Consider the following 22,257-nt stretch of genomic DNA (forward strand, 5'->3'; position numbering starts at 1 on the left):
TAATCAGTTCGTTTCTTTTGTGCTGAGTTTCTTATCCAATTGGTAGGTCAGATAATGCACCGGATAGGCAAACGCCAGCTGATAGATAAGCATCGGCAAGAGCGTTACCTGCACATTGCTTATTGGATTAAAGCGATACCCTAATAATACCATAAGTAATGCTAAAATAAAATAGTTAAACGTAGTTGCTCCCAAAGAAGCAAATACCGGCAAAAAAAACTGTTCCTTATAAACCCGATTGGCAAAACGGCCGCAAATATTTCCGACCAAAAGATACGTGAATGCATGAATGCCAAAGAAGGTTCCCGTAGCCAGGTCCGTCAACAGCCCCGAGACGAAGCCCATAAGTGTTCCCTTTTCCATGCCGCGCAGGAATGCATAAGACACGGTGAGAAGCAGCATGAAATTCGGACTGATGCCATGATAGGCAATCAGAGGGAAAAATGAAGATTGCAGTACATAAAGTGCCGCAGTAAAGGCGGCCAGCTTGCCGAAATTACTCACTGCCCATTCCCCTCTGCTTTCTGTTGCGCTGCTGGATCCGTTTCTGTTCCCGGTGTCTGTGGCGGCGGTTTGATCGGTTCTGGCGGAGCCTCACGAGAAGCCGTGATGACTAACACATCCTCCAGCTTCTGAAAGTCCACAGCCGATTCCAGGACGCCAATCTTCAAAAGCCCGCCATCATCATTCTTGAGGCTGCTTACCAGTCCCACGATGATGCCCTTGGGAAAGATGCCGCCAAAGCCAGAAGTCACGATGACATCTCCTTCGACCACATCCGCGTTCTTCGGAATGTTCACCATCTGCGGCATGGTTGGATTATCCATGTCTCCCTGCACAATGCCCGTAACCCGGGATTCAGCCCGCTGCACAATAGTACCGACCGAAGAGCGCGGGTCCAGGATAAGCTGTACCTTGGAGGAATTGGGGCCGGCCTCTATGACCCGGCCAACCAATCCCTGCGGGGTCACCACTGGCATATCTTCCTGCACGCCGCTGGCAGTTCCCCGGTCAATCACAATCATCCGCGACCAGGTATCCGACTCGCGGCCGATGACCCGGGCCGCAACCATATCAAACTGACGGACAGAATGCTCATAACCTATCATAGCCCGCAGGCGTTCATTTTCCGCCAGTGCCTCATTAGCCTGCAGATTGATTCCCCGCAGCTGTTCCACTTCATTCCGGAGCATCTTGTTTTGCTCATAAAGGGTGGCCACTTCCCAAACAGCACTGGTCGCATAATGGATCTCATTAGCCACCCAGGCTACTGCCTGCTGGAAAGGAGACAGCGCCAATGACACAGCCTGGCTGCTTACAGGGGCCTGGAATCTGCCCCGGGCAGCGAAAAAGATGAGGCAAAAGAGGCTGATGACGACAAACGCCATAGCCCAGCCCTTGCGTCCATCTTCTTTATCTCTTCTTACACGATTACTCATTTTTTATATCAGCTTCTCAATTTTTTGCTGGTCATGACTACGCGTTTCAATAATTCTATGTTCTCCAGAGAACGGCCTGTACCTTCACCTACACAGGAGAGTGCATCCTCAGAAACCAATACAGGCATGCCCGTCTCATGGGACAGCAGCTTGTCGAGATTCGTCAGGAGCGCACCGCCGCCCGTCATCATGATGCCATGGTCCATGACATCGGCTGCCAGCTCAGGCGGAGTCTTTTCCAGGGTGCCTTTGACTGCATCAATGATCTTGTAGATGGGATCATTCAGTGCTTCACGGATTTCCTTTGCCTGAATGGTCAGCGTCTTGGGCAGGCCGGAAACAAGGTCACGGCCACGGATATCCATAGTCTTATCAGCTTCCGGCGTCACGATAGCCGTACCGATGGTCATCTTGATCTCTTCAGCCGTGCGCTCACCGATCATGAGGTTGTACATGCGCTTGATGTACTGCACGATGGCGCTGTCCATCTCATCACCGCCGATGCGGATGGAGCAGCTCACTACGATACCGCCCAGGGAAATCACGGCGATTTCCGTCGTGCCGCCACCGATGTCAACTACCATGCTGCCAGTAGCCTCTTCCACAGGCAAGCCGGCGCCAATAGCAGCAGCCATAGGCTCCTCAATGAGATATGCCTCACGGGCACCAGCCTGCTGCGCAGCATCTATTACAGCACGCTTTTCCACTTCCGTGACACCAGAAGGAACGCCAACCACTACGCGGGGACGAACGAAAGACTTCGTGTTCATAGCCTTGCGGATAAAATACTTCAGCATGGCCTGCGTTACGTCGAAGTCAGCAATCACACCATCCTTCATCGGACGAATAGCGATGATATTACCCGGCGTGCGGCCGATCATCTGCTTTGCTTCCTCACCCACAGCCAGGACATCACCCGTATCGCTTTTGATTGCTACTACGGAAGGCTCACGCAGCACAATACCTCTGCCCTTTACATGCACCAGTGTGTTAGCCGTGCCCAGGTCAATACCCATATCGTGCGAAAAACCGCCAAACAGACTCCACATTTTGTCAAAAAACTCCCTTCAGATAACCATATAAGCAAGAGCTCATAAGCTCAGCATATTCAAAACAAAAATAACTACCTTATTGTAACACAAGATAGTTATTTTGATAACAGGAAAACTATTTTTTTTTCAATAAAATTTAAATCAGTGCAAAAGCCCTTTTTCCTTGAAGCTGGTAAAGCGCCCATTCCCCAGCACCACATGATCCAGAACGGGAATATCCATGATCTTTCCCGCTTTCACCATACGCTCGGTGACAGCAACATCCTCCCGGCTGGGAGTAGGATCCCCGCTAGGATGATTGTGCAGCAGGATCATCGCCGCTGCCGCATAATCGATAGCGGCCCGGAAGACTTCACGCGGATGAACCACAGAAGCAGACAGACTCCCGACGGAAACCTCCGGCATCCCCAGGATATGATTCTTGGTATTCAGCAGCAGCACCGCAAAATGTTCCTTTTGTTCAAAGCGGAAGCGCGGCATAGCATAATGTGCCACATCCTCAGGTCCATGAATGATTTCGATCTTGGACGCCTGCTGCACGGAAAGCCGCCGCCCCAGCTCCGCAGCAGCTTGCAACGTAGCAGCTTTCACCTTCCCCACGCCATCGATCTTGCCCAGTTCCGCCACGGAAATATGCATCATTCCCGAAATCCCCTGCTCCTTGATATGGGCCAGGATTTCCTCAGCAATACGCAACACAGATTTTTTCTTCGTGCCACTACGCAAAAGAATCGCCAAAAGTTCCGCATTGCTCAATGCTGCCGCGCCATAAAGCAATAATTTCTCTCGGGGCCTTTCCTCAGGGGGCAGATCCCTCACCATAATCGCCATATAAATTCACGCCTGCCTTTCGCGCCAGCCGCACAGTCGCGTTAAGTGGCAGACCAACCACATTGGTAAAGGAACCTTTGATTCCGACGATAAACTCAGCTGCCGCCCCCTGAATGGCATAGGCACCAGCCTTATCCATAGGCTCACCGCTCTTCACATATCGCTCGATCTCCGTATCGGCCAGTTGCGCGAATTCCACTTCCGTGATCACCACATCCGTGAATAAATGGCCATTATACGCCCAGGCAATACCGGTGAGCACCTGATGCGTCCTGCCGGAAAATTCCTTCAGCATCCGCACTGCATCCTCACGACTGCTCGGTTTCCCATAAGTATGCCCGTCCAATGCTACTACAGTATCCGCCCCTAAAACCGCATGGTTGGGATGCAGTTTTGCCACCGCGCTGGCTTTGGCAGCCGCATTTTTCTCCACCAATTCTGCCGGCGCCAGATCATCGCCAGTAAGTTCCTCTGCGGTACTGATACGAATCTCAAAACGGGTATTTATCTGCTGAAGGAGTTCTTTTCTCCGCGGTGAACCAGATGCCAATATAAACATAAATTTCCGCTCCTTTCTTCAATAACGACGAAACAGCACCAAAGCGACGACAATGCCCAGGATACTCATAAGGTTCGGTGCAAAAGCCACCCCGATAGTCAGCTGGATCACATAAAGATTGATCGTAAAAACAGACGTGTCAAATACCGGAAACGTATTGACCAGATAGGGCATCACACTACCCAAAGCCTCCACACTCAGAAGCAGCTGCCCTAAAATACCGCCTAAGATCGCACCGATCACCACAAAGAGAACAGCCATGCCATAGCCGTGCCCACCAAATTTTGCCAAGAAAAATTCCTCCTTCAATGCACAAACTTTCGCTTTGTCCGGAAAAAGTCCTGCTAAAAAAGACATTTTTACAAAAAATTATGGCTCACAAATTCCACCGGAATTCATGAGCCATATACCGGTCAAATCAGGTACCGGATATAAACATACACCGTTGACAGTACAATCGTCAAGAGCATAATGGGAAAACCAATCTTAAAGTAATTGATAAACGTGATCTTGACACCGCGTTCTGCAGCCAGACCCGCTACAATCAAGTTAGCCGAAGCACCGACCAGTGTGCCGTTGCCGCCCAGGCAGGCACCCAATGCCAGGCTCCACCAGATAGGTTCCAGATTGCTGACCCCCATAGCGCCCATGTTCTGAATCAATGGAATCATTGTCGCTACAAAGGGAATGTTATCCAATACAGACGATACAATAGCGCTGAGCCACAATACCAGCAGCGATGTCGCGGTCACATCACCGCCCGTGAGTTCCACTGCATGGCTGGCCATGCTGCCGATGATCCCCGTTTCAATCAAGCCGCCCACGGCAATGAACAGGCCGATAAAGAAGAAAATCGTCGCCCATTCCACGGATTTCATGGAACTTTCCACCAAATGATGGCTGCCCCCTGCCAGCAGCAGCAGCAGGAAACCACCAGTCAGGGCAATCATGGAAGATTCGATATGCGTGAACGAATGCGTGAAGAAGCCCAGAATAACCAGTCCCAATACAAACAGTGACTTCTTCAGCAGACGGCGGTCCTTCAGAGCCTTGTGTTCATCCATAGCCATGAGTTCAGCCTGCAGCTCCGGCTTGGTATGCAGCCCCTTCTTGTAGACCAGCTCCACGATGAAGATCACGATGATCAGGTTCAGGATGGCAATCGGGGCCAGATTCTCAATAAAGGCCACGAAGGTAAGCTCCTTGACCGCACTGCCGATCATGATGTTCGGCGGGTCACCGATAAGAGTAGCCGTGCCGCCGATATTGGAGGCAATGATCTGCGTGAGCAGGAATGGATTGGCCTTCAGATGCAGCTTCTGGGTGATGCTGAAGGTCACGGGCACCATCAGCAGTACCGTAGTCACATTATCCAGGAATGCTGAAAACACCGCTGTGATCAATGCCAGGTAAATCAAGATCCGTTTAGGTTCAGCCTTGGCTACCTTGGCAGCTTTGATGGCCACATAGTCAAAAAGTCCCGTATGGCTGGTAACGCCGACCAGCACCATCATGCCCACCAACAGTCCTAACGTGTTGAAATCAATATGGTGCAGTGCCGTTTCCTGGGATAAGATTCCCAATAGTATCATGGAAGTAGCGCCCAACATAGCCGCCACGGTGCGGTGGATTTTCTCCGACACGATCACCATATACATGAAAACGAAAATTATTCCTGCCAAAACTTCCATTATTTTCCTCCCTTCAATCTGCACTATTCCTTAGTGCACAACAACATTATTTTTTCCCCGGATGAGCTTGGCCTCATAGAGAGCACCATCTGCCCGCTTGAAAAGGGTATCCGGTGTATCATCAGAAGCAGCCGTCACCACACCGATACTGGTGGTAACTATCGCTCCATCCGGCAGCAATGCATGCTCATTGATCTGCCGGCCTATGCGCTCGGCAATCATCCTGGCGCGTTCGTTGCCAGATCCCGACAGGACCACGAAAAATTCATCGCCGCCCCAGCGCCCGGGAATATCCACTCCTCGTCTGGTGTTTTTCTGCAGGATTTTGGCAATAGTCTTCAACGTATCATCACCGATGGCATGACCATAGCTGTCATTGATGACTTTGAAATCATCCACATCCATCATGAGCACAGACAAGGGCTCATTAAAGGCATGTGCCCGCTGCAGCAGCTCCCGCAGATTTGCCTCTGTCTCGCCACGATTGAAAAGTCCGGTCAACCGGTCAATCTGTGCCAAATGTGCCAGCTTGCGGTTAGACTCCTCCAATTCCTGCGTGGTGGTCTCGATGAAATGCACCAGACGAGCCATCAGGGAACGATGCTTGTTCAGCTTAGGCCGGGGCGGCACAGTATTGGACTGACGCCCCTGGCTGATCCCCTCCCGCATGCCGATGGTCACCAATGTCATATTGGACACCATGATCTCACCGCTCTCATTGCGCATGAATTCACCGTAAGCATAGAAACCGGCCGAAGGAGCCAGATGTTTACTGATAGCCAATTCCTTTTCTGTATCGCTGCCCAGGAGCATCCAACGGGCCACACAGCTGACCACGAAAATGGCTTCCGGTTTGAAGCTGGCCATTTTTTCCTGCAGGGCCATCGCGTTATCAATGATATCCCCTGGATCACCATAGGCCAGACGCACCCTTTCCCCCACCCGGAAATCAGCGCCAAACATCATGCTGCCATCATCCCGGCACCGGCGCGGGTGACGCGCCAGCGTAGTACCATGCCGTTCAAAGTAGAACGGAAACGTGAGTGCCTCAAACAAGAAACTATCGTTGTTTTTTATGCCCAGATAGCGGTCAAAAACCTCCAAGGGCGGACGGCCATCGAGTTCCTGCAGGCAGAAATCCCCATCCATCTTCGTTACCGTCATCGTACGGCCCAAAGGCTTCCAGCCGAAACTGGAACTGGACTGCACATGAAGATTGGCTCCACTGAAGATAACCGCCACTACTCCATGCCGCAACTGCGCCGTATGGGTGAACACCAGGCCATTCTTCCCCAAGCTGCCATCATCTGCCAGCCCGCCAAAAAACACAATCTTCCGGCGGCAGGCAGACAGTTGCTTAAAAAAGGGATTGATATCCAGATGGAAACCTGCGGATATCACTTCCACTGCTGCCGCTTCCTTGTCAGCCTGCAAGATAGCCAGAAGCTCACGGCCAGCCGCATTGCTTTTTTTCTCATGGAAATCATAGGCTACCACCCGCACCGAAGCCTCTTCAAAGAGCGTGAAGTTCACTACCAGCCCCTGCTCCAAAAGGTTGCCATTCACCAATTCGCCACTGGATACGGAACCGATGATCTGTGCTTCTGGGAACACTGCCCGGATATGAAGCTGGATGTCTTCCAGCATATTCACTCTGGTCGGGTCCATAAAAACGGAAACCAGGACACCGGACAGTTTCTGATTGCGGCTCTCCGCCCGGACTTCCTCCACACAGGTCTGCAAATCCTTGATCGTTTTTATCGCATAGGGTATCTGTTTCATCTATCCATATACCTTCTTACACATCTTTCTAATCCTGTTCGGCTTTATTGTCCCGCAAAAATAATTTCAAGAGTTCTTCCCTGGGATCCCTATGCTCATGAATGATTGCATATACCGTAGCACAGATGGGCAGTTCCAGATGATAATCCCGGGCAATGTCCATCAAAGCTTCCACCGTATACACCCCTTCAGCCAGTTTGGCAAAGTGCTCTCCCTTGATAAATGCCTCGCCAAAACAGCGGTTATGGCTGAAGGGTGAAAACAACGTCGCCTCATAATCTCCCAGATGGGACAGGCCATAAACGGTCATCTTGTCTCCCCCCATCTTTTCAATGAGGCGCGAAAGTTCCCGGGTTCCTCTGGCCATCAGCGCCCCTTTCAGGCTGCTGTATCCCATGCCATCCAACATGCCGGCTGCCAGGCCCATGACATTTTTCGCCGCTGCACCGATTTCTGTGCCCAACAGGTCTTCGCCAAAATAGAAACGGATCAGCGGGCTGCCAAAAGCCTTCACCAGCTCCTTGGTCAGTTGCATTTCCTTGGAGGCAATCACCATGCAGTTGGGGATTTCCCGTACAAAATCCTGCACATGCCCCGGACCTACCCACACAGCCACCTGCTTGTCTGTGCCCAATTCCTCCCCAAAAATGGTGCTCAGACGCTTGCCGGTGTCAATCTCCAGCCCCTTCATGCAAAGAACAAATTTCTTTTGTTCCAATTGGGGCAAATTCTTTAATTGACCGCAGAACTCCCGCAGTCTTTGCGAACTGATAGAAATCACAACGATTTCAGCAAAGGCTACAGCCGCAGCCAGGTCATCCGTAAGCTCAACATCCGCAGGCAATACCAGATATTCATTCCGCCCCTTTTGTCTAAGCTCTGTCAGATGCTGGGAGCCCGGACGCCCCCAAAGCATCACCTGATGACCAATCCGCCGGGCATACCAGGCGTGGAAAGAGCCCCAGCGCCCGCAGCCCAATACTGCTACTTTCATTTGACTGCCTCCCCGAAGTTACCTGTCAGATCTTTCACGACTTCACTGGCAATAATGAGTCCGGCCACCGAAGGCACAAAAGATATACTGCCGGGAGCAATCCTGCCGGCAGTGCCCTTCTGCTCCACCTGGCCGTCCGTCGGCAGGATGACCTGACGCGGTTCCTCCGTCGAATATACGACCTTCAGCTTCCTGATGCCCAAAGTCCTGAGCTTGCGGCGCATCACCCGGGCCAAGGGGTCCACACTGGTCTTATAGATGTCTGCAACCGCAAAGCGGGTAGGATCCAGCTTATTGCCGGCTCCCATGCTGGCAATAAGCGGCAGATGACGCTTATTGCATTCCACGGCCAGGCTCACCTTGCCAGCTACCGTATCAATGGCATCCACCACATAATCATAATCACCAATAAAAAATCTGTCGGCGTTATCCGGCAGATAGAAATCATTGATTACGGTTACCCGGGCCGCCGGATTGATATCCAGAATGCGTTGCCGCATCAACTCGGTTTTCGCCATTCCTACTGTGGACGTCAGGGAATGGAGCTGCCGATTGATATTCGTCAGACTGACCACATCATTATCTATGAGCACAAAATTTCCCACACCAGCCCGGGCCAGACCTTCTACCACGTAGGAACCGACACCGCCTATGCCAAACACAGCCACAGCGGCATCAGCCAGTTTCGCCAGCCCCGCCTGCCCTAAGAGCAGTTCAGAGCGGGAAAATCTATGTATATCACTCAAAATCCCACATTTCCTTTCTTATTGCTTATCCAGCCCATCTGTCAGCTTAAACGCAGGGATAGCAAAAGGCTGGGAAGTCTCTGCCTTCTGTTTGTTCATGAAGGAAGGCACATCCATCTGAAAACTATCTTTCTTCAACGTTTCCTGCTTGATGGCACTTTCGGGAACTTTCACCGTGGGTGCCTTCATCACCACGCTGTCCACAAAGTCCGTAGCAATGATGGTGGCCTGCACTGCACCATTCATGCTCTCATCTTCCACGGTCCCCAGAATGATGTTCACTTCAGGATCCGTATGTTTCACAATATAACGGGAAGCTTCATCCACGTCATAAAGACTGAGCGTGCTGTCACCTGTCAGATTGAGGATCAGGCCGCGCGCACCAGACAAGTCCTTGTCAATCAGCGGACTTTCAGCGGCAATCTTCACAGCATCCACTGCACTGCGGGTGCTGACACCAATCCCCAGCAAAGCATCACTGCTCTCACTCTGACGGAAAATAGTCGTGACATCCGCAAAATCCACATTGATGACGCCTGTGGTCAAAATCAGTTCTGCCACACAGTTGATCGCCTGCTTCAGGATATTATCCGCGCATTCAAAAGCCTGTACCAAGGACATACGGCGGTTTTCCGGCAGTTTGGACAGATTGTCATTTTCCACGGCAATCAGGGCATCCATCTGCGACTGCATCTTGGTGATCCCTTCCTGCGCGGCTTTCTTCTTACGATTGCCCTCGAAGGCAAAAGGCACCGTTACCACCCCGACCGAAAGGATTCCCATCTCCTTGGCCAGACGGGCAACGATAGGTGCTGCGCCGGTACCTGTTCCGCCTCCCATGCCAGCCGTGATAAACACCATATCTGCGCCATTCATGGCAGCCTGCAGTTTCGCAGTATCATTCTTTGCTGCCTGCTCGCCAATCTGAATATTGCCACCAGTGCCCCGTCCCCGGGTCAAAGCTTCACCGATCTGGATGCAGCTGACACCAACCTTTTCCACCTGCTGCAACTGCTTGGCATCAGTATTCACAGCATAGAGCTCGATATCCAGCTCATTATGCTGTCCCATGCGCATGAGTACGCTATTGCCACCGCCGCCAACACCGAATACCTTTATCTTGACTTTTGGTTTTACCAATGTATCATCTGTGGTCATGGAGACTTCCCCTCCCTAAGGCTTATATCTTACTTGTTATTCGTTATACCCAGGACAGTTTCCTGCCCCCCACTAGTGAAAATTTTACCATATCACTGCACTATCTGCAAATATAAAAGAGCAGAGGCCAACATCCCCTGCTCCCTCTCTTCAGATTCCATCCCCGGATCAGCTGAAGAGAAATACTGCTAAACATGCTAAGATCAATTTCAAGCTGTCAAGCTTCACGTTACACACTCCTTATCGCGCCTCCAGCAAAAATTTCACATCCAGCGTACATGTGTAAACCGTTACCATGATTATACACTTGCCACCACAAAATAGCAATAAATATTTGACTTTTTTCCTGTTTTCTGCTACGCTTATATTGCTTTGTTGGAGAGGTACTCAAGTGGTTGAAGAGTCCGGTCTTGAAAACCGGTAGGCCTTTCGGGGTGCGTGGGTTCGAATCCCACCCTCTCCGCCATAATTGCATAAGACATGGAGTGGTACTCAAGAGGCTGAAGAGGACGGTTTGCTAAATCGTTAGGCTGGGTAACCGGTGCGGAGGTTCGAATCCTCTCCACTCCGCCACTATGAAATGACAAAAGGTCATCCCCTTTCGGGGATGACCTTTTTACTATTGTCAGCGCGGGGAATTGCCGCGCAATAATTTCATCCTGACAATACGCTTCACCGATTCATTGAGCCGTTCCTGGCTGATCGTACCCTTTTCCGCCGCTTCCAACAGCCCCAGATACACATCGGTTTCATGGGGATATTCATGGCACACAAGCACGATATCCGCACCTGCCAGTACCGCCTGCACGCCCAGCTGTCGGAAATCGCCATACTTGGACACAGCTCCCATCTCCAGATCATCCGTGATGATCACGCCGTTGAAGCCCATTTCCTGACGTAAAAGCTTGGTCTGTATCTCAGGGGACAAGCTGGCCGGATTGCTGGCATCAATCTCCGGATATATGAGGTGCGACATCAGCACCATGAAATCTTCCGTATCATGCTGGCTAATGATTTCCTTAAAGGGCAATAGATCTTCCTCTGCCAACTGCTGTTTGGTAGCGATGATATTGGACCTATCGATATGTGAATCCACCTGCCCTTTCCCGATTCCCGGGAAATGCTTCAATGTATATATCATATGCGCAGACTCATATCCCTGAGCAGCCGCAGCTACAAACTTTTTCACCACCTGCGGGTCCCGGCTGAAATCTCTCGAACTGTCACCGACATCAGCCACCGGAGCAAAATTCACATTGAACCCCAGCTTTGCCAGCTGTTCACCAGTCCTGCGCGCCCAGGCCTCAGCCTGGGTATTATCCCCGGCCGTGCCCAAACTCTGGGCAGAGGGCGGCGGAGTGATAAAGCTCTTGCCACGCACCACGGTACCCCCTTCTTCATCAAGACCAATGAGAAGCGGGACTTTTTGTGCCTCCCCTTGCAACTCTGCCGTAAGCCTGGTTGTCTGTTCAGCAGACTGCAGGTTGCGGTCAAAGAGAAGCACGCCACCGATATGATACTGGTTCAGCATATAACGGCTGTCATCATTGAGTTCCGTACCATGAATCCCAATCATCACCAGCTGGCCAACCTTCTCCGGCAAAGTCATGGATTCCACCACAGCATCCACCTGCTCATCAAATGTCTGCTGGCGTGTCTCCTGCATCGTATCTACCTTGCTACAGCCAGCCAAGGTAAATATCATAACGAATGCCAATACCATACACTTACCATAATTTTTCATGTTTATCATCTGCCTATTCGTCTGCTAACATTGCCTGATACACATCCCGCCGTGAGAGCCCCAACGCCTTGGCAGCTTCCCGCATGGCGGCTTTCTTTTCCATCCCCTGAGCCATAAAATGCTCACAGCAGGCTTTCGGGTCCTGAGGCAATTCCGTCTCCGCCTCTGCCGCTTCTCCTGTAAAGCCTTCGACAATGATCACATATTCGCCCCGCGGATCGTTTTCTTCATAATGGGCTATGATGTCCATAAGGCTGCCCCGCTGGAATTCCTCAAATTTCTTGGTCAATTCCCGTCCCAAAGCCACATTCCGGTTTCCCAGCACCTGCAGCATTGCCTTCAAGGTTGCCTTCAGATGATGAGGTGCCTCATAGAAGATCAATGTATCAGGATATTTTGCTACCTGGCTGAGCACCTCCTGCTGTTTTTTACCCGTTTTGGGCAAAAAGCCAACAAAAGTGAAACGGGTAGTATCCAGGCCGGAGCAAATCAACGCGGACAGCCCGGCATTGGCCCCCGGCAGAGGTGTTATCCGAAAGCCAGCTTCAATAGCCAGCTGAACCAGCTGGCTGCCCGGATCACAGATACCAGGCAAGCCTGCGTCACTGACACAGACCAGGTCATGCCCTTCCCGCATATAAGCGATCAGTTCCGGCCCTTTCGTTGATTTGTTATGTTCATGATAGCTGGTCAGCTTTGTATGGATATCAAAGTGAGTCAGAAGCTGCCGCGTATGCCGGGTATCCTCGGCAGCAATCAAGTCAGCCTCACCTAATATGCGCACCGCACGATAGGTCATGTCCTCCAAATTGCCAATAGGTGTGGCACAAAGATAGAGAGTAGGAATCGTTTCTTTTGTCATCATTGCTTATAATACCCCTTTCGGTGCTGCGTACCACTTCCCCCTGAAGGGACAGCTCCTACATTCCATATATTTGTAAGATCTCATCCGTATAAGTACCATCGTCATTATGCACGATCAGCGGCGGCAGGACTTTGAGTCCCCCGGGGCTGGCCCCTACCACCGCTTCCAACAGCATCATATTCGGGGCCTTGCCCCATTTTGGCTGCACCATCTGCAAGCGTTTTATTTCCATCTGATGTTCATGAAGGGTAACGATGATCTCGCCCAGGCGCTCCGGCAGATGAACCATGCCAAAATGACCACCGAAACGCAAGGCATAACGAGCAGCCCTGCCCACATCCTTGAGAGTAGCGGTAAACTCATGCCTGGCCCGGGCCACACCGGAGAGTTTGTTGGCCTGACCCTCCCCCACGGGCCGATAAGGAGGATTGGCCAGTACCACATCAAAGGATTCTGCCTTATACAGATCCCGGATGGAACGGTAATCGCCCTCCTGCACAAAAATCTTTTCTTCCAGCTCATTAAGCCATACATTGCGCGCAGCAAGCCGGGCCATGACCGGATTCAGTTCCACCGCATCTACTCTGGCCACCTCATCAGCGATGATCAAGGGGATAACCCCCGTCCCCGTTCCTAATTCCAACACCTTATGACGAGATTTTAACGACAAAAAATGAGCCAGCAGCACGGCATCCAGTGAGAAGCAGAATTCCTGCGTATTCTGGATGATATGCCGCCCGCTCTTCATTAAGTCGTCCAGCCGTTCATAAGGGCCTAAAACGACTTCTCTCATCAATGTTTCTCCCGCTTGTCACGATTGCGCCGATCGCGCTTGCCATTGTTCTTCTGGCGATTCTCCCGGAAATTCCTCTGGCGGTTTTCCTTATTCTCCCGGTTTTCCCGATTGCCGCGATGCGAACGGTGGTTATTGTCACGACCTTCACGGGAAGACCGGCGTTCACGCCGCTCGTGACGTTTTTCCTGTCCGGAATTATCATGGCCAAAGTCTTCAGCGATGATCCCTTCAGCCACTTTTTCCTGTTCTTCGTATGCAGCCATCAAAGTTGCAGCCAGACTGGTCTCTTCCTCGTCCTTTTCAATGACATCCTCCCAAGAGGCTACAATGGTACGACCATTATCCAGCAATATCGTAGCGGAACGGCGCTGCTGGTTCAGGGAAATGACCTTCCCCTCTCCCTCTACGGAAACGACACGGCTTCCCTGCGCCGGCGGTTGTATTTTCTTCTGCTGATGGGGACAATCCCCACCACAATAACAGTCATTCTCATATTTCAGGCAGCACATCAAGCGGCCGCAAATGCCGGAAATCTTCGTAGGATTGAGGGAGAGGTTCTGATCCTTGGCCATGCGGATGGATACAGGTTCAAAGTCCCCCAGGAAAGAAGCACAGCACAAAGGCCGGCCGCAACAACCAATCCCCCCCATAAACTTTGCTTCATCCCGAACGCCGATCTGGCGCAGCTCAATACGCGTACGGAAAACTGCGGCCAAGTCCTTCACCAGCTCACGGAAGTCAATACGCCCATCAGCAGTAAAGTAAAAAATGATCTTGTTCATGTCGAAGGTGTATTCCACCTCCACCAGCTTCATCGGCAGGCCATGAGCAGCAATCTTTTCCTCACAGATTCCATAAGCCTCTTTCTCTTTCGCCTTGTTTTCCGCGATACGGTGAATATCCGAATCATTGGCAATGCGGTGTACTACCTTCAGCGGCAGCGTGATGTTTTCATCTTTCTCTTCACGGGGGCCAATCACCGTCTCACCGCATTCCATCCCCCGGGCCGTTTCCACAATGACCCGATCGCCGATCTTGATATCCAGATGTCCCGGCGCAAAATAATAAATCTTGCCCGCCTTCTTGAAGCGGACACCGATAATTGTCTGCATAAAAGTCTCCTAATATCTATATTAATCTGCCCTAGTGCCAAACACTAGCAACAGTCCTTCAACCGAATAAAAAAGCCTTCCAGCTGCAGGCGCAGATTAACATTGGCCTGCAGGCGGCGTGTGATTTCCCTGGTTTCGGCCAGCATGGCAAAAAGCTGTTCCGGCGAAAACTGCGCCAGCCTTCCAGCCAGCTGTGCCCGTAAATCATCATTATACAGGAGGGGACTCGCACCATCTGCATAAAGGAGCAGCATATCCCTGAGCAGCATATTGAAATACTGCACCCATTCACTCAATTTTTCCTGCTCCATTTCGCCCATGGCAGCCGCCTCTTTCCACACCTGAGTCATGGTAAGTTCCGGCAACTGGTCCAGGAAGCGCAAGGCATCATCCCGCAGTTCCAACCCGCCACGGGCACTTAGTTGCAAAGCCTGCCCCAAACTTCCATCAGCCAGAGTCGCGAGTTTCTCCACCAGGTTTCCGGGCACCTGCCGTCGGGACAGTTCTGCCTTCATCTCCTCCACAGTCAATGTGCCAAAGGACATCGGCATGCAGCGGGATACAATGGTATCCAGAAGGCTGCTGCGGTCATGAGCAAGCAAAATGAATGTCACCTGCCCTTCCGGCTCCTCCAAAGTCTTCAAGAGGCTATTCGCGGCCGGTTCATTCATGGTGTCTGCATCATCTATGAGCACCACACGCCGCCCAGCCTGCACAGCGGAACGGGAGACCACCGTCTGCATCTCCCGGATGGCTTCAATCCGGATGATGCGGTTGGATCTGCCCCGCACCTCCGGCAAAAGCTCGTAATAATCAGGATGGGTGCCCGCCGCCATCGCCCGGCAATTATCACAAACACCACAGGGGGCATTTTCATGACCACAGAGGATTGCCGCCGCCAAAATCTGGCCAACCAGTTTTTTGCCGATTCCTGCTTTCCCCGTAAACAGCAAGGCATGAGGAAGCCGCCCTTCCGCAAGGAGCGTCTTCAGTTCCCGTATTTCATTGCCATGCCCTGTAATGGCTGCCCAATCAACTTCCACTGCTCACAACTCTCTAACTACATATACAAATCCACCAGCATCCCGCGGATGGCATCATGGCTGGCAATGATATTCAGCTGATCCGCCTGTCCCAGACGAATCCGCTCTGCCATTTCCTCCAGTTTCTTATCCACCTTACGCACGGTGGTATAAACCTTCTGGCGCCCCATACGATCCCATCCCGCCTGACTGTGCAGGGCATACATGCGATTTACAGCTTCTCCCACAAAGTTTTTGATCAGCGTACGATAGGATTTCAACTCATCATAAGTAGGTGTCTTAGACAGCCGTGCTCCTTGCTCGTCAATCTGCTTCAACAGCTTATCCAATTGCTCACCAGAGAGGCTGTCTTCCTGCTCTAAAAGCTCCATGCTGAATTCCGTGTCGCCGCCTTCCACCCGGTCATCACGCCCCACAGAACGTGTAAAGGTTGTTTCCTGAGTAGTACGGACATCAACTTTCAATGGCATATTCATCACCCGCTTCGCTTTTCTCACACTTAGCTATAATAAATTATAACGTCTAAAGGATGAATATGCAACAAAAAGCCGCCTCCAAAAAAGGAGACGGTCTGCTTATCTCACCAATCAGTTATGGCGATACTTATGCTTCTCGTAATCAGCTTTTACATTGCGCACAACACGGTCATGGCGCTTCTGTTCTTTTTTGATTGCCTTTTCATATTCCTTTTCGGAAATCTCACCCTTGCGCTTCTTATACTTCAAGGCACGAACATTCTGCTCATGAATGCGGTCTTCCTCTTTCAGTTCATGGCTGTACTTATTGTGCGTGCCATCCGAAAAAGCCGGCTTGGCAGCAGCTTCCGTTACAGAGGACATAGCCACACCAGCAAAGCCAAAGCTCATCACACCAGCCAAAGCCAAAGCTACAACTTTCTTACGCTTTTCCATAAACATTTTATCTACCCCTTCATCCTAAATTCACATTTATGGGGTTAATATACCGCAAAAATCTATGATTGTCATTAGAATTTGATTAGAATTTGATTAAAAAGGATAGCTGTTCCCTACCATTTGTCCCGGATGAATATTTTGTATACATAGATTTTGCCCATTGACAAGACAGCCTTTGCCCTATATAATGGCCTCATAAGCAAACAGGACAACGTAGTCCCAGAGTATCAGGTACCGGATACTTTGGGACTTTTATGTTTTCAGGACAATGGCGTCCATAGTGCAGAACTCTCCCTGCGCTATGGACGCTTTCTGTTTGCAGGACTTATCCAGATGCAAAATGTTTCAAAATGCAATCGCAACTAGGGAAAGGATGTTTTATTATGATTGATACTGGCGATACGGCCTGGGTACTCATTAGTGCCGCCCTGGTCTTCATCATGACTCCCGGTCTGGCCTTCTTCTATGGAGGCATGGTGCGCAGCAAGAACGTGCTCACCACCATTATGCAGAGTTTCTTTGTGCTGGCGATGGTTTCTGTGGAATTCATCGTTCTGGGCTATACCATGGCCTTTGGCCCTGACGTCAACGGCTTCATCGGCAGCCTCGACAAACTCGGTCTTGCCGGCGTCGGACTGCAGGTGCTGGAAGGCAGCACCATTCCGGAACTGGCTTTCGTAGCCTTCCAGTGCATGTTCGCCGCGCTGACGCCAGCCCTTATCACTGGTGCCTTTGCCGAACGCATGAAATTTGCCGCCTTTGCGGTCTTCATCCTGCTCTGGGCCATCTTCATCTATAATCCCATGGCACATTGGGTATGGGGCGGCGGTTTCCTGGCCGAGCTCGGTGCCCTGGATTTTGCCGGCGGCCTCGTCATCCACATCCTCTCCGGTGTATCGGGCCTTACCATCTGCCTGCTTCTTGGCAAACGCCATGGCTATCAGCATACGGCCATGCTGCCCCATAATCTTCCCATGACGGTTCTCGGTGCTACTCTCCTCTGGTTCGGCTGGTTCGGCTTCAATGCCGGCAGCGCTCTTGGCGCCAACGCTTTGGCTGCCAATGCTTTCGTTACCACGCAGGCCGCTGCCGCTGCCGCTGCTGTTTCCTGGGTACTGACTGAATGGAAACTCAACGGCAAGCCCACCATCCTCGGTGCTGTTTCCGGCTGTGTGGCTGGTCTTGTGGCCATCACCCCGGCTGCCGGTTTCGTCACGCCGATGCCTGCCGTGCTGATTGGTCTGATTGGCGGCGTTGTCTGCTACTTCGCCGTTGCTGTCCTCAAAGAAAAACTCGGTTATGATGATTCCCTTGACGCCTTCGGCGTTCATGGCATCGGTGGCACCTGGGGTGCCATCGCCACGGGCCTCTGGGCCACCACGGAAGTCAATCCGGACGGTGCCAACGGCCTCTTCTATGGTGACACTCATCTCTTCATCGCTCAGCTCATCTCCATCGTTGTGGCTTACGCTCTGGCCATTGCCGGTTCCTTCGTCCTCTATCAGCTCGTGCACTACTTTATGGAAACCCGTGCTGATGAAGCCGAAGAACTCACAGGCCTCGATATCGTCGAACACGGCGAACGCGGCTATACCCGTGGTGTACTGACCTCCAGCCCGCTCCTCGGTTCCTTTGAGACCTCCAGCGAAATGCTGGCCAACACCGTAATGCAGATGAATATGGCAGAGAAAGGATGAGCGCCATGCTGACAAAAATCGAAATCATCACCCGTTCCACGAAATTAGACGACCTGCTGCGGGCTTTGAACAAAATAGGCGTCTTGGGCATCACCGTCAGCCAGGTATTCGGCTGCGGTCTGTCCAAGGGACATCAGGAAGTCTACCGCGGCAAGACATACGATGTCAAGCTTGTCCCCAAGATAAAGGTGGAAACCGTCGTTTCCGAAATTCCTGTAGATAAGGTGCTCGACACCTGCGAGCGCGTCCTGCGCACCGGCCACTTCGGTGACGGCAAGATCTTCGTCACCGAGCTGTCCGATGCGGTCCGCATCCGCACCGGCCAGCACGGTGATGATGCCATCCGGGATATTCCCGGCGAAGCCAAAGAACAGGCTAGTGCCTGATCATAAAGGAGCGGTCTTCCAAGACCGCTCCTTTTCTTATGCCCATATGATATTCTTTGCCCCTGTCGGCACTTTCACCTGCGCATTGTAGGCAATACTCTTGGCCGTAGCATCGGCCACCTCTTCCGGAGTCGCTTCGGGATTGCGGCGGATTTCGTAGACACCATGTGAAGCCTGCTTGATGGCATAGGACTGCGGGGTATGGAACTGCAGTTCCGTCTTTACCCCGGCAGGACTCAGCAGCTGCACATTGATGCCCTGATAGAACTTGCCGCCCCAGGCATTGCGGAATTTCAGCACTTCGTAACCGCTGGCCGTCAACTTTTCCATGGCTTCCGGCACGCGCCGACTGTAGTCCTGTTCTTTTATCACCAAAGTATAGCGCAGTACATCGCTGATACCATCAGCGGCCTGCCCCAAATCCACATTATCCTTCACTGCATCGGTCAGGATTTTCTGCATCAGGCTGTCCTCGGCCTTGATGCGGTTCGTGAGACCGGTCAGATAAACGCCCTTTTGTTCCAGCGCACGCATATCCCGGGTGACATCCGGCTCTGCTGCCTGCGCTTCGGCGATCAGGCTCTGAGCCAGCACGGTCATGGTCACTGCCACCACAGCCGTGATTTTGGTCAGGGATGCCCGCATCTGCTGCAAGCGTATATTTTTCATGATATTGCTACTTATATTCTTACTGATTTTCTTCATCTGATTCATAATCTTGTTTCCTCCAGTCTTGCTTTACGCTAACCTTTGAACAAGATGAAGTATAACAAATGTAAATGAAAATATGATGATTGACTATGAAAACAACCTGAAGACAAACGCGATATCGTGTCACAGGATGTCAATATACTCGTGGTTCAATGCCTTGTTCATGCTGCGGACGGCACAGAACTTGCCACACATGCTGCAGGTCTCGCTATGGCCATCCTCCGGCATGCGGCTCGTGCGGATGGCTTGCGCAGTTTCCTTGTCCAGGGCACAGGCAAACTGTTTTTCCCAGTTGAGTTCCCGGCGGGCCGCAGCCATCTTATCATCCTGTTCCCGGGCACCGGGCAGGCCCTTGGCAATATCAGCGGCATGGGCGGCAATCTTGCTGGCAATGATTCCCTGCCGCACGTCTTCCAGATTCGGCAAAGCCAGATGCTCTGCCGGCGTCACATAACAAAGGAAGGCCGCGCCATGCATGGCAGCCACCGCCCCGCCGATAGCTGCCGTGATATGGTCATAGCCCGGAGCGATATCCGTGACCAATGGCCCCAGCACATAGAACGGAGCACCGTGGCAAAGCGTCTTCTGGATTTCCATATTGGCCGCAATCTGATTGAGGGGTACATGACCCGGTCCTTCCACCATCACCTGCACATTGCGTTTCCAGGCGCGCTCCACCAGTTCACCAAGGCGGGAAAGCTCATCAATCTGACAGTTATCGGTGGCATCCGCCAGACACCCGGGACGGCAGGCATCCCCCAGCGAAATCGTCACATCATATTCCGCACAGATATCCAGGATTTCATCAAAATATTCATAGAAGGGATTTTCCTCCCCGGTCATGCTCATCCAGGCGAACACCAGACTGCCGCCCCGGCTCACGATATTCATCTTCCGGGACTGGCCGCGAATCTGCCGCACGGTATCCCGGGTAATGCCACAATGCAACGTCACGAAATCCACGCCATCCTCAGCGTGCAGACGAATCACATCGAGGAAATCCTGTGCCGTAAGCTCCGCCAAATCACGCTGATAGTGGATCACGCTGTCATAGATGGGCACCGTGCCAATCATCGCGGGACATTCGGCCACGAGCTTCTGCCGGAACGGCTGGGTGTTGCCATGACTGGACAGATCCATGATGGATTCTGCCCCCAAGTCCACAGCACTCATGACCTTCTGCATCTCCAGATCATAATCCTTGCAATCCCGTGAAACACCCAGATTCACATTGATTTTCGTCCGCAGCATGCTGCCCACGCCCTCAGGATCCAAAGCCTTATGCTTCTTGTTGGCACAGATGGCCACCTTGCCTTCGGCCACCAGCTGACGCAGTTTTTCCGGATCCATCCTTTCCTTCTGCGCCACGATTTCCATCTCCCGTGTCGTGATTCCCTTGCGGGCTGCATCCATCTGGGTTGTGTAATTAATGTTCATCTGATAACCTCCTGCATAATAAAAATGTGGATGAACTTTGAATAAAGTCCATCCACTATCTATCATCTTTCCCTACGTTGGCATTATCCAAATCAGGTTCGGTCGAAACGCACAGTTTCCTCTCAGCCCGTCTGCGAGCTCCCATTCTATTCATTTTTGGTTATCCCACGGGGGAAATCTGCATTTATTCTAGCAGGTTTGCGAGGGAAATACAATAGTTCAGCAACAGAAGTTTGCCACCGCGCCCAAAAGATTGGCATCATTGCCATGTTGGCAAGGCAACAGTTTCGGCACCACCCGGGCTACACCGACCTTTGCCAGGATTTTCTGCAGCCGCTGATCGATGGCAGGGATGAAATCCGGACGGGAACTGATAGCACCGCCGAAGAGAATGGCCTCCGGGTCATAGGTATACTGGATATTGTAAACGGCCCTGGCCAGATACTCATACATATTGTCAATGAGCCGCTGTGCATCTTCCTCTCCCTGCGCTGCCATTTCATAGACCATGCGGCCATCATAGGTATCCTCCGGCACATTGCGGAGCATGGCCAGCTGGCGGCAAAGCCCGCCGGTGGAACCCACTTCACTCAGAATATCGTAATCATCATTCATCACCATATAGCCAAATTCCCCGCCATGCTGATGCGGGCCACGAACGACTTTCTTGTCATGCACCACAGCACCGCCCACACCAGTGCCTATGACGAAATAAGCCAGAGAGTCATAATCGCGTCCAGCACCAGTCCAGGCTTCACCCAGCGCCGCGCAATTGGCATCGTTTTCCATGCTTACCGGCAGTCCCAGCTTTGCTGCCAATGCCTGCTTGATGGGGAAATCATGGATATAATCCAGCGCACTGCTGCCGCCAATCACACCGCTTTCGTCATCCACCGCCCCTGGCATGCTGAATCCGGCCCCGGTAAGGTCCCGGCCTTTGCCCAATTGCTGACAGGCCTCGACCACTTCAGCATAGAACTCCTCCAGCGTCCCCGGTGTCACAAAACCGCCCTTGCCTGACAGTTTGCCCTGCTCATCCACCAACGCATATTTCACACTGCTACCGCCCACATCATAAGCCAGATAATTCATTTCCGTCACGCTCCTTCTTGATTCTTATTGTATCAATTAAAACGCGACAGGACAGCATGCCGAAACAATTCCGATACATTGTTACAGATTTTTCCGCCTGCTTCCCAAAAAATTGAAACCACGCCACAATAAAGAAGCTATTGCATGAATGAGAAATCTTATGCACAGCCCCATACACACTTTGCTGATGCCATTAAATTTTCCAATC

Annotated in this window: 23 protein-coding genes and 2 tRNA genes; 4 read left to right on the top strand and 21 right to left on the bottom strand. The window is 51.8% G+C overall.

The annotated features are described in order from the left end of the window. Positions 1 to 3: 3 nt before the first annotated feature. The 11 genes from mreD to ftsZ form a co-directional block, all read right to left on the bottom strand. Positions 4 to 504, bottom strand: coding sequence for a rod shape-determining protein MreD (mreD, locus tag BUB68_RS04420; protein WP_073088579.1), 501 nt, complete (start codon positions 502 to 504; stop codon positions 4 to 6). Next, on the bottom strand, positions 501 to 1,439 hold the full coding sequence (gene mreC, locus BUB68_RS04425; protein ID WP_073088580.1) for a rod shape-determining protein MreC: 939 nt from the start codon (positions 1,437 to 1,439) through the stop codon (positions 501 to 503). The genes mreD and mreC overlap by 4 nt, the downstream gene beginning before the upstream one ends. A gap of 8 nt (positions 1,440 to 1,447) precedes the next feature. Further along, on the bottom strand, positions 1,448 to 2,488 hold the full coding sequence (locus BUB68_RS04430; protein WP_073088581.1) for a rod shape-determining protein: 1,041 nt from the start codon (positions 2,486 to 2,488) through the stop codon (positions 1,448 to 1,450). A gap of 144 nt (positions 2,489 to 2,632) precedes the next feature. Beyond that, positions 2,633 to 3,322 carry a RadC family protein gene (gene radC / locus BUB68_RS04435; protein ID WP_073088582.1) on the bottom strand — a complete coding sequence of 230 codons (690 nt, stop codon included), beginning with the start codon at positions 3,320 to 3,322 and terminating at the stop codon, positions 2,633 to 2,635. Further along, positions 3,291 to 3,881 (bottom strand): Maf family protein, encoded by a 591-nt coding sequence (locus BUB68_RS04440; RefSeq protein ID WP_073088583.1) that lies wholly within the window; start codon positions 3,879 to 3,881, stop codon positions 3,291 to 3,293. The genes radC and BUB68_RS04440 overlap by 32 nt, the downstream gene beginning before the upstream one ends. 18 nt (positions 3,882 to 3,899) lie before the next feature. Beyond that, positions 3,900 to 4,172: a DUF4321 domain-containing protein gene (locus BUB68_RS04445; RefSeq protein ID WP_256625778.1), complete on the bottom strand. Its 273-nt coding sequence runs from the start codon at positions 4,170 to 4,172 to the stop codon at positions 3,900 to 3,902. Between the two features lie 122 nt (positions 4,173 to 4,294). Beyond that, positions 4,295 to 5,572 carry an ArsB/NhaD family transporter gene (locus tag BUB68_RS04450; protein ID WP_073088584.1) on the bottom strand — a complete coding sequence of 426 codons (1,278 nt, stop codon included), beginning with the start codon at positions 5,570 to 5,572 and terminating at the stop codon, positions 4,295 to 4,297. A 30-nt stretch (positions 5,573 to 5,602) separates the two neighbouring features. Beyond that, entirely contained in the window at positions 5,603 to 7,354 is a 1,752-nt protein-coding gene (locus BUB68_RS04455) for a sensor domain-containing diguanylate cyclase (RefSeq protein WP_073088585.1), read from the bottom strand. Between the two features lie 28 nt (positions 7,355 to 7,382). Continuing rightward, on the bottom strand, positions 7,383 to 8,348 hold the full coding sequence (locus tag BUB68_RS04460) for an NAD(P)H-dependent glycerol-3-phosphate dehydrogenase (RefSeq protein ID WP_073088586.1): 966 nt from the start codon (positions 8,346 to 8,348) through the stop codon (positions 7,383 to 7,385). After that, positions 8,345 to 9,094, bottom strand: coding sequence for a tRNA threonylcarbamoyladenosine dehydratase (locus BUB68_RS04465; RefSeq protein ID WP_081371851.1), 750 nt, complete (start codon positions 9,092 to 9,094; stop codon positions 8,345 to 8,347). The genes BUB68_RS04460 and BUB68_RS04465 overlap by 4 nt, the downstream gene beginning before the upstream one ends. Positions 9,095 to 9,112: 18 nt before the next feature. Beyond that, the gene (gene ftsZ / locus BUB68_RS04470) at positions 9,113 to 10,252 is read right to left on the bottom strand and encodes a cell division protein FtsZ (RefSeq protein ID WP_073088587.1); all 1,140 of its coding nucleotides are present in this window, start codon (positions 10,250 to 10,252) and stop codon (positions 9,113 to 9,115) included. 377 nt (positions 10,253 to 10,629) lie between these two features. On the opposite strand from ftsZ, the gene BUB68_RS04475 reads away from it, so the two are divergent. Next, a tRNA-Ser gene (locus BUB68_RS04475) sits at positions 10,630 to 10,718 on the top strand. A 16-nt stretch (positions 10,719 to 10,734) separates the two neighbouring features. Then, a tRNA-Ser gene (locus BUB68_RS04480) sits at positions 10,735 to 10,825 on the top strand. Positions 10,826 to 10,877: 52 nt separating this feature from the next. Here BUB68_RS04480 and nagZ read toward each other — a convergent pair. From nagZ to BUB68_RS04515, 7 genes are all read right to left on the bottom strand, one after another. Continuing rightward, the gene (gene nagZ, locus BUB68_RS04485; protein WP_178139462.1) at positions 10,878 to 11,996 is read right to left on the bottom strand and encodes a beta-N-acetylhexosaminidase; all 1,119 of its coding nucleotides are present in this window, start codon (positions 11,994 to 11,996) and stop codon (positions 10,878 to 10,880) included. A 13-nt stretch (positions 11,997 to 12,009) separates the two neighbouring features. Then, on the bottom strand, positions 12,010 to 12,858 hold the full coding sequence (gene rsmI / locus BUB68_RS04490) for a 16S rRNA (cytidine(1402)-2'-O)-methyltransferase (RefSeq protein WP_073088649.1): 849 nt from the start codon (positions 12,856 to 12,858) through the stop codon (positions 12,010 to 12,012). A 58-nt stretch (positions 12,859 to 12,916) separates the two neighbouring features. Continuing rightward, complete coding sequence (locus BUB68_RS04495) at positions 12,917 to 13,654, bottom strand: tRNA1(Val) (adenine(37)-N6)-methyltransferase (RefSeq protein ID WP_073088589.1); 738 nt, start codon at positions 13,652 to 13,654, stop codon at positions 12,917 to 12,919. Next, complete coding sequence (locus tag BUB68_RS04500) at positions 13,654 to 14,769, bottom strand: PSP1 domain-containing protein (RefSeq protein ID WP_073088590.1); 1,116 nt, start codon at positions 14,767 to 14,769, stop codon at positions 13,654 to 13,656. Before BUB68_RS04500 ends, BUB68_RS04495 begins: the two co-directional genes overlap by 1 nt. Before the next feature lie 44 nt (positions 14,770 to 14,813). Then, positions 14,814 to 15,812, bottom strand: coding sequence for a DNA polymerase III subunit delta' (gene holB / locus BUB68_RS04505; protein WP_073088591.1), 999 nt, complete (start codon positions 15,810 to 15,812; stop codon positions 14,814 to 14,816). Between the two features lie 17 nt (positions 15,813 to 15,829). Next, positions 15,830 to 16,288 (bottom strand): YaaR family protein, encoded by a 459-nt coding sequence (locus BUB68_RS04510; protein WP_371914845.1) that lies wholly within the window; start codon positions 16,286 to 16,288, stop codon positions 15,830 to 15,832. A 111-nt stretch (positions 16,289 to 16,399) separates the two neighbouring features. After that, positions 16,400 to 16,729: a hypothetical protein gene (locus BUB68_RS04515; protein ID WP_081371852.1), complete on the bottom strand. Its 330-nt coding sequence runs from the start codon at positions 16,727 to 16,729 to the stop codon at positions 16,400 to 16,402. Positions 16,730 to 17,109: 380 nt separating this feature from the next. Here BUB68_RS04515 and BUB68_RS04520 point away from each other — a divergent pair, with 380 nt between their 5' ends. Together BUB68_RS04520 and BUB68_RS04525 are read left to right on the top strand one after the other, a co-directional pair. Beyond that, entirely contained in the window at positions 17,110 to 18,423 is a 1,314-nt protein-coding gene (locus BUB68_RS04520; RefSeq protein WP_143188083.1) for an ammonium transporter, read from the top strand. Next, positions 18,420 to 18,809, top strand: coding sequence for a P-II family nitrogen regulator (locus BUB68_RS04525; RefSeq protein WP_073088594.1), 390 nt, complete (start codon positions 18,420 to 18,422; stop codon positions 18,807 to 18,809). Before BUB68_RS04520 ends, BUB68_RS04525 begins: the two co-directional genes overlap by 4 nt. A gap of 36 nt (positions 18,810 to 18,845) precedes the next feature. Here the strand turns inward: BUB68_RS04525 and BUB68_RS04530 are convergent, their stop codons facing one another. The 3 genes from BUB68_RS04530 to BUB68_RS04540 form a co-directional block, all read right to left on the bottom strand. Further along, the gene (locus BUB68_RS04530) at positions 18,846 to 19,523 is read right to left on the bottom strand and encodes a hypothetical protein (RefSeq protein ID WP_073088595.1); all 678 of its coding nucleotides are present in this window, start codon (positions 19,521 to 19,523) and stop codon (positions 18,846 to 18,848) included. A gap of 120 nt (positions 19,524 to 19,643) precedes the next feature. Continuing rightward, the gene (thiC, locus tag BUB68_RS04535; protein WP_073088596.1) at positions 19,644 to 20,957 is read right to left on the bottom strand and encodes a phosphomethylpyrimidine synthase ThiC; all 1,314 of its coding nucleotides are present in this window, start codon (positions 20,955 to 20,957) and stop codon (positions 19,644 to 19,646) included. Positions 20,958 to 21,176: 219 nt separating this feature from the next. Next, positions 21,177 to 22,049, bottom strand: coding sequence for an ROK family protein (locus BUB68_RS04540; RefSeq protein WP_073088597.1), 873 nt, complete (start codon positions 22,047 to 22,049; stop codon positions 21,177 to 21,179). Between the last annotated feature and the right edge of the window lie 208 nt (positions 22,050 to 22,257).

It is taken from the genome of Pseudoselenomonas ruminantium (assembly GCF_900142515.1).
In the GTDB taxonomy this organism is placed as follows: Bacteria; Bacillota; Negativicutes; order Selenomonadales; family Selenomonadaceae; genus Selenomonas_A; species Selenomonas_A ruminantium_D.

What these genes read in the sequence shown, in the direction of transcription:
- mreC (WP_073088580.1), bottom strand. Translation starts at nt 1,439, where the DNA reads ATGAGTAATCGTGTAAGAAGAGATAAAGAAGATGGACGCAAGGGCTGG.
- BUB68_RS04430 (WP_073088581.1), bottom strand. Translation starts at nt 2,488, where the DNA reads ATGTGGAGTCTGTTTGGCGGTTTTTCGCACGATATGGGTATTGACCTG.
- radC (WP_073088582.1), bottom strand. Translation starts at nt 3,322, where the DNA reads ATGGCGATTATGGTGAGGGATCTGCCCCCTGAGGAAAGGCCCCGAGAG.
- BUB68_RS04440 (WP_073088583.1), bottom strand. Translation starts at nt 3,881, where the DNA reads ATGTTTATATTGGCATCTGGTTCACCGCGGAGAAAAGAACTCCTTCAG.
- BUB68_RS04450 (WP_073088584.1), bottom strand. Translation starts at nt 5,572, where the DNA reads ATGGAAGTTTTGGCAGGAATAATTTTCGTTTTCATGTATATGGTGATC.
- BUB68_RS04455 (WP_073088585.1), bottom strand. Translation starts at nt 7,354, where the DNA reads ATGAAACAGATACCCTATGCGATAAAAACGATCAAGGATTTGCAGACC.
- BUB68_RS04460 (WP_073088586.1), bottom strand. Translation starts at nt 8,348, where the DNA reads ATGAAAGTAGCAGTATTGGGCTGCGGGCGCTGGGGCTCTTTCCACGCC.
- ftsZ (WP_073088587.1), bottom strand. Translation starts at nt 10,252, where the DNA reads ATGACCACAGATGATACATTGGTAAAACCAAAAGTCAAGATAAAGGTA.
- nagZ (WP_178139462.1), bottom strand. Translation starts at nt 11,996, where the DNA reads ATGAAAAATTATGGTAAGTGTATGGTATTGGCATTCGTTATGATATTT.
- rsmI (WP_073088649.1), bottom strand. Translation starts at nt 12,858, where the DNA reads ATGACAAAAGAAACGATTCCTACTCTCTATCTTTGTGCCACACCTATT.
- BUB68_RS04495 (WP_073088589.1), bottom strand. Translation starts at nt 13,654, where the DNA reads ATGAGAGAAGTCGTTTTAGGCCCTTATGAACGGCTGGACGACTTAATG.
- BUB68_RS04500 (WP_073088590.1), bottom strand. Translation starts at nt 14,769, where the DNA reads ATGCAGACAATTATCGGTGTCCGCTTCAAGAAGGCGGGCAAGATTTAT.
- BUB68_RS04510 (WP_371914845.1), bottom strand. Translation starts at nt 16,288, where the DNA reads ATGAATATGCCATTGAAAGTTGATGTCCGTACTACTCAGGAAACAACC.
- BUB68_RS04515 (WP_081371852.1), bottom strand. Translation starts at nt 16,729, where the DNA reads ATGTTTATGGAAAAGCGTAAGAAAGTTGTAGCTTTGGCTTTGGCTGGT.
- BUB68_RS04520 (WP_143188083.1), top strand. Translation starts at nt 17,110, where the DNA reads ATGATTGATACTGGCGATACGGCCTGGGTACTCATTAGTGCCGCCCTG.
- BUB68_RS04525 (WP_073088594.1), top strand. Translation starts at nt 18,420, where the DNA reads ATGAGCGCCATGCTGACAAAAATCGAAATCATCACCCGTTCCACGAAA.
- BUB68_RS04530 (WP_073088595.1), bottom strand. Translation starts at nt 19,523, where the DNA reads ATGAATCAGATGAAGAAAATCAGTAAGAATATAAGTAGCAATATCATG.
- thiC (WP_073088596.1), bottom strand. Translation starts at nt 20,957, where the DNA reads ATGAACATTAATTACACAACCCAGATGGATGCAGCCCGCAAGGGAATC.
- BUB68_RS04540 (WP_073088597.1), bottom strand. Translation starts at nt 22,049, where the DNA reads ATGAATTATCTGGCTTATGATGTGGGCGGTAGCAGTGTGAAATATGCG.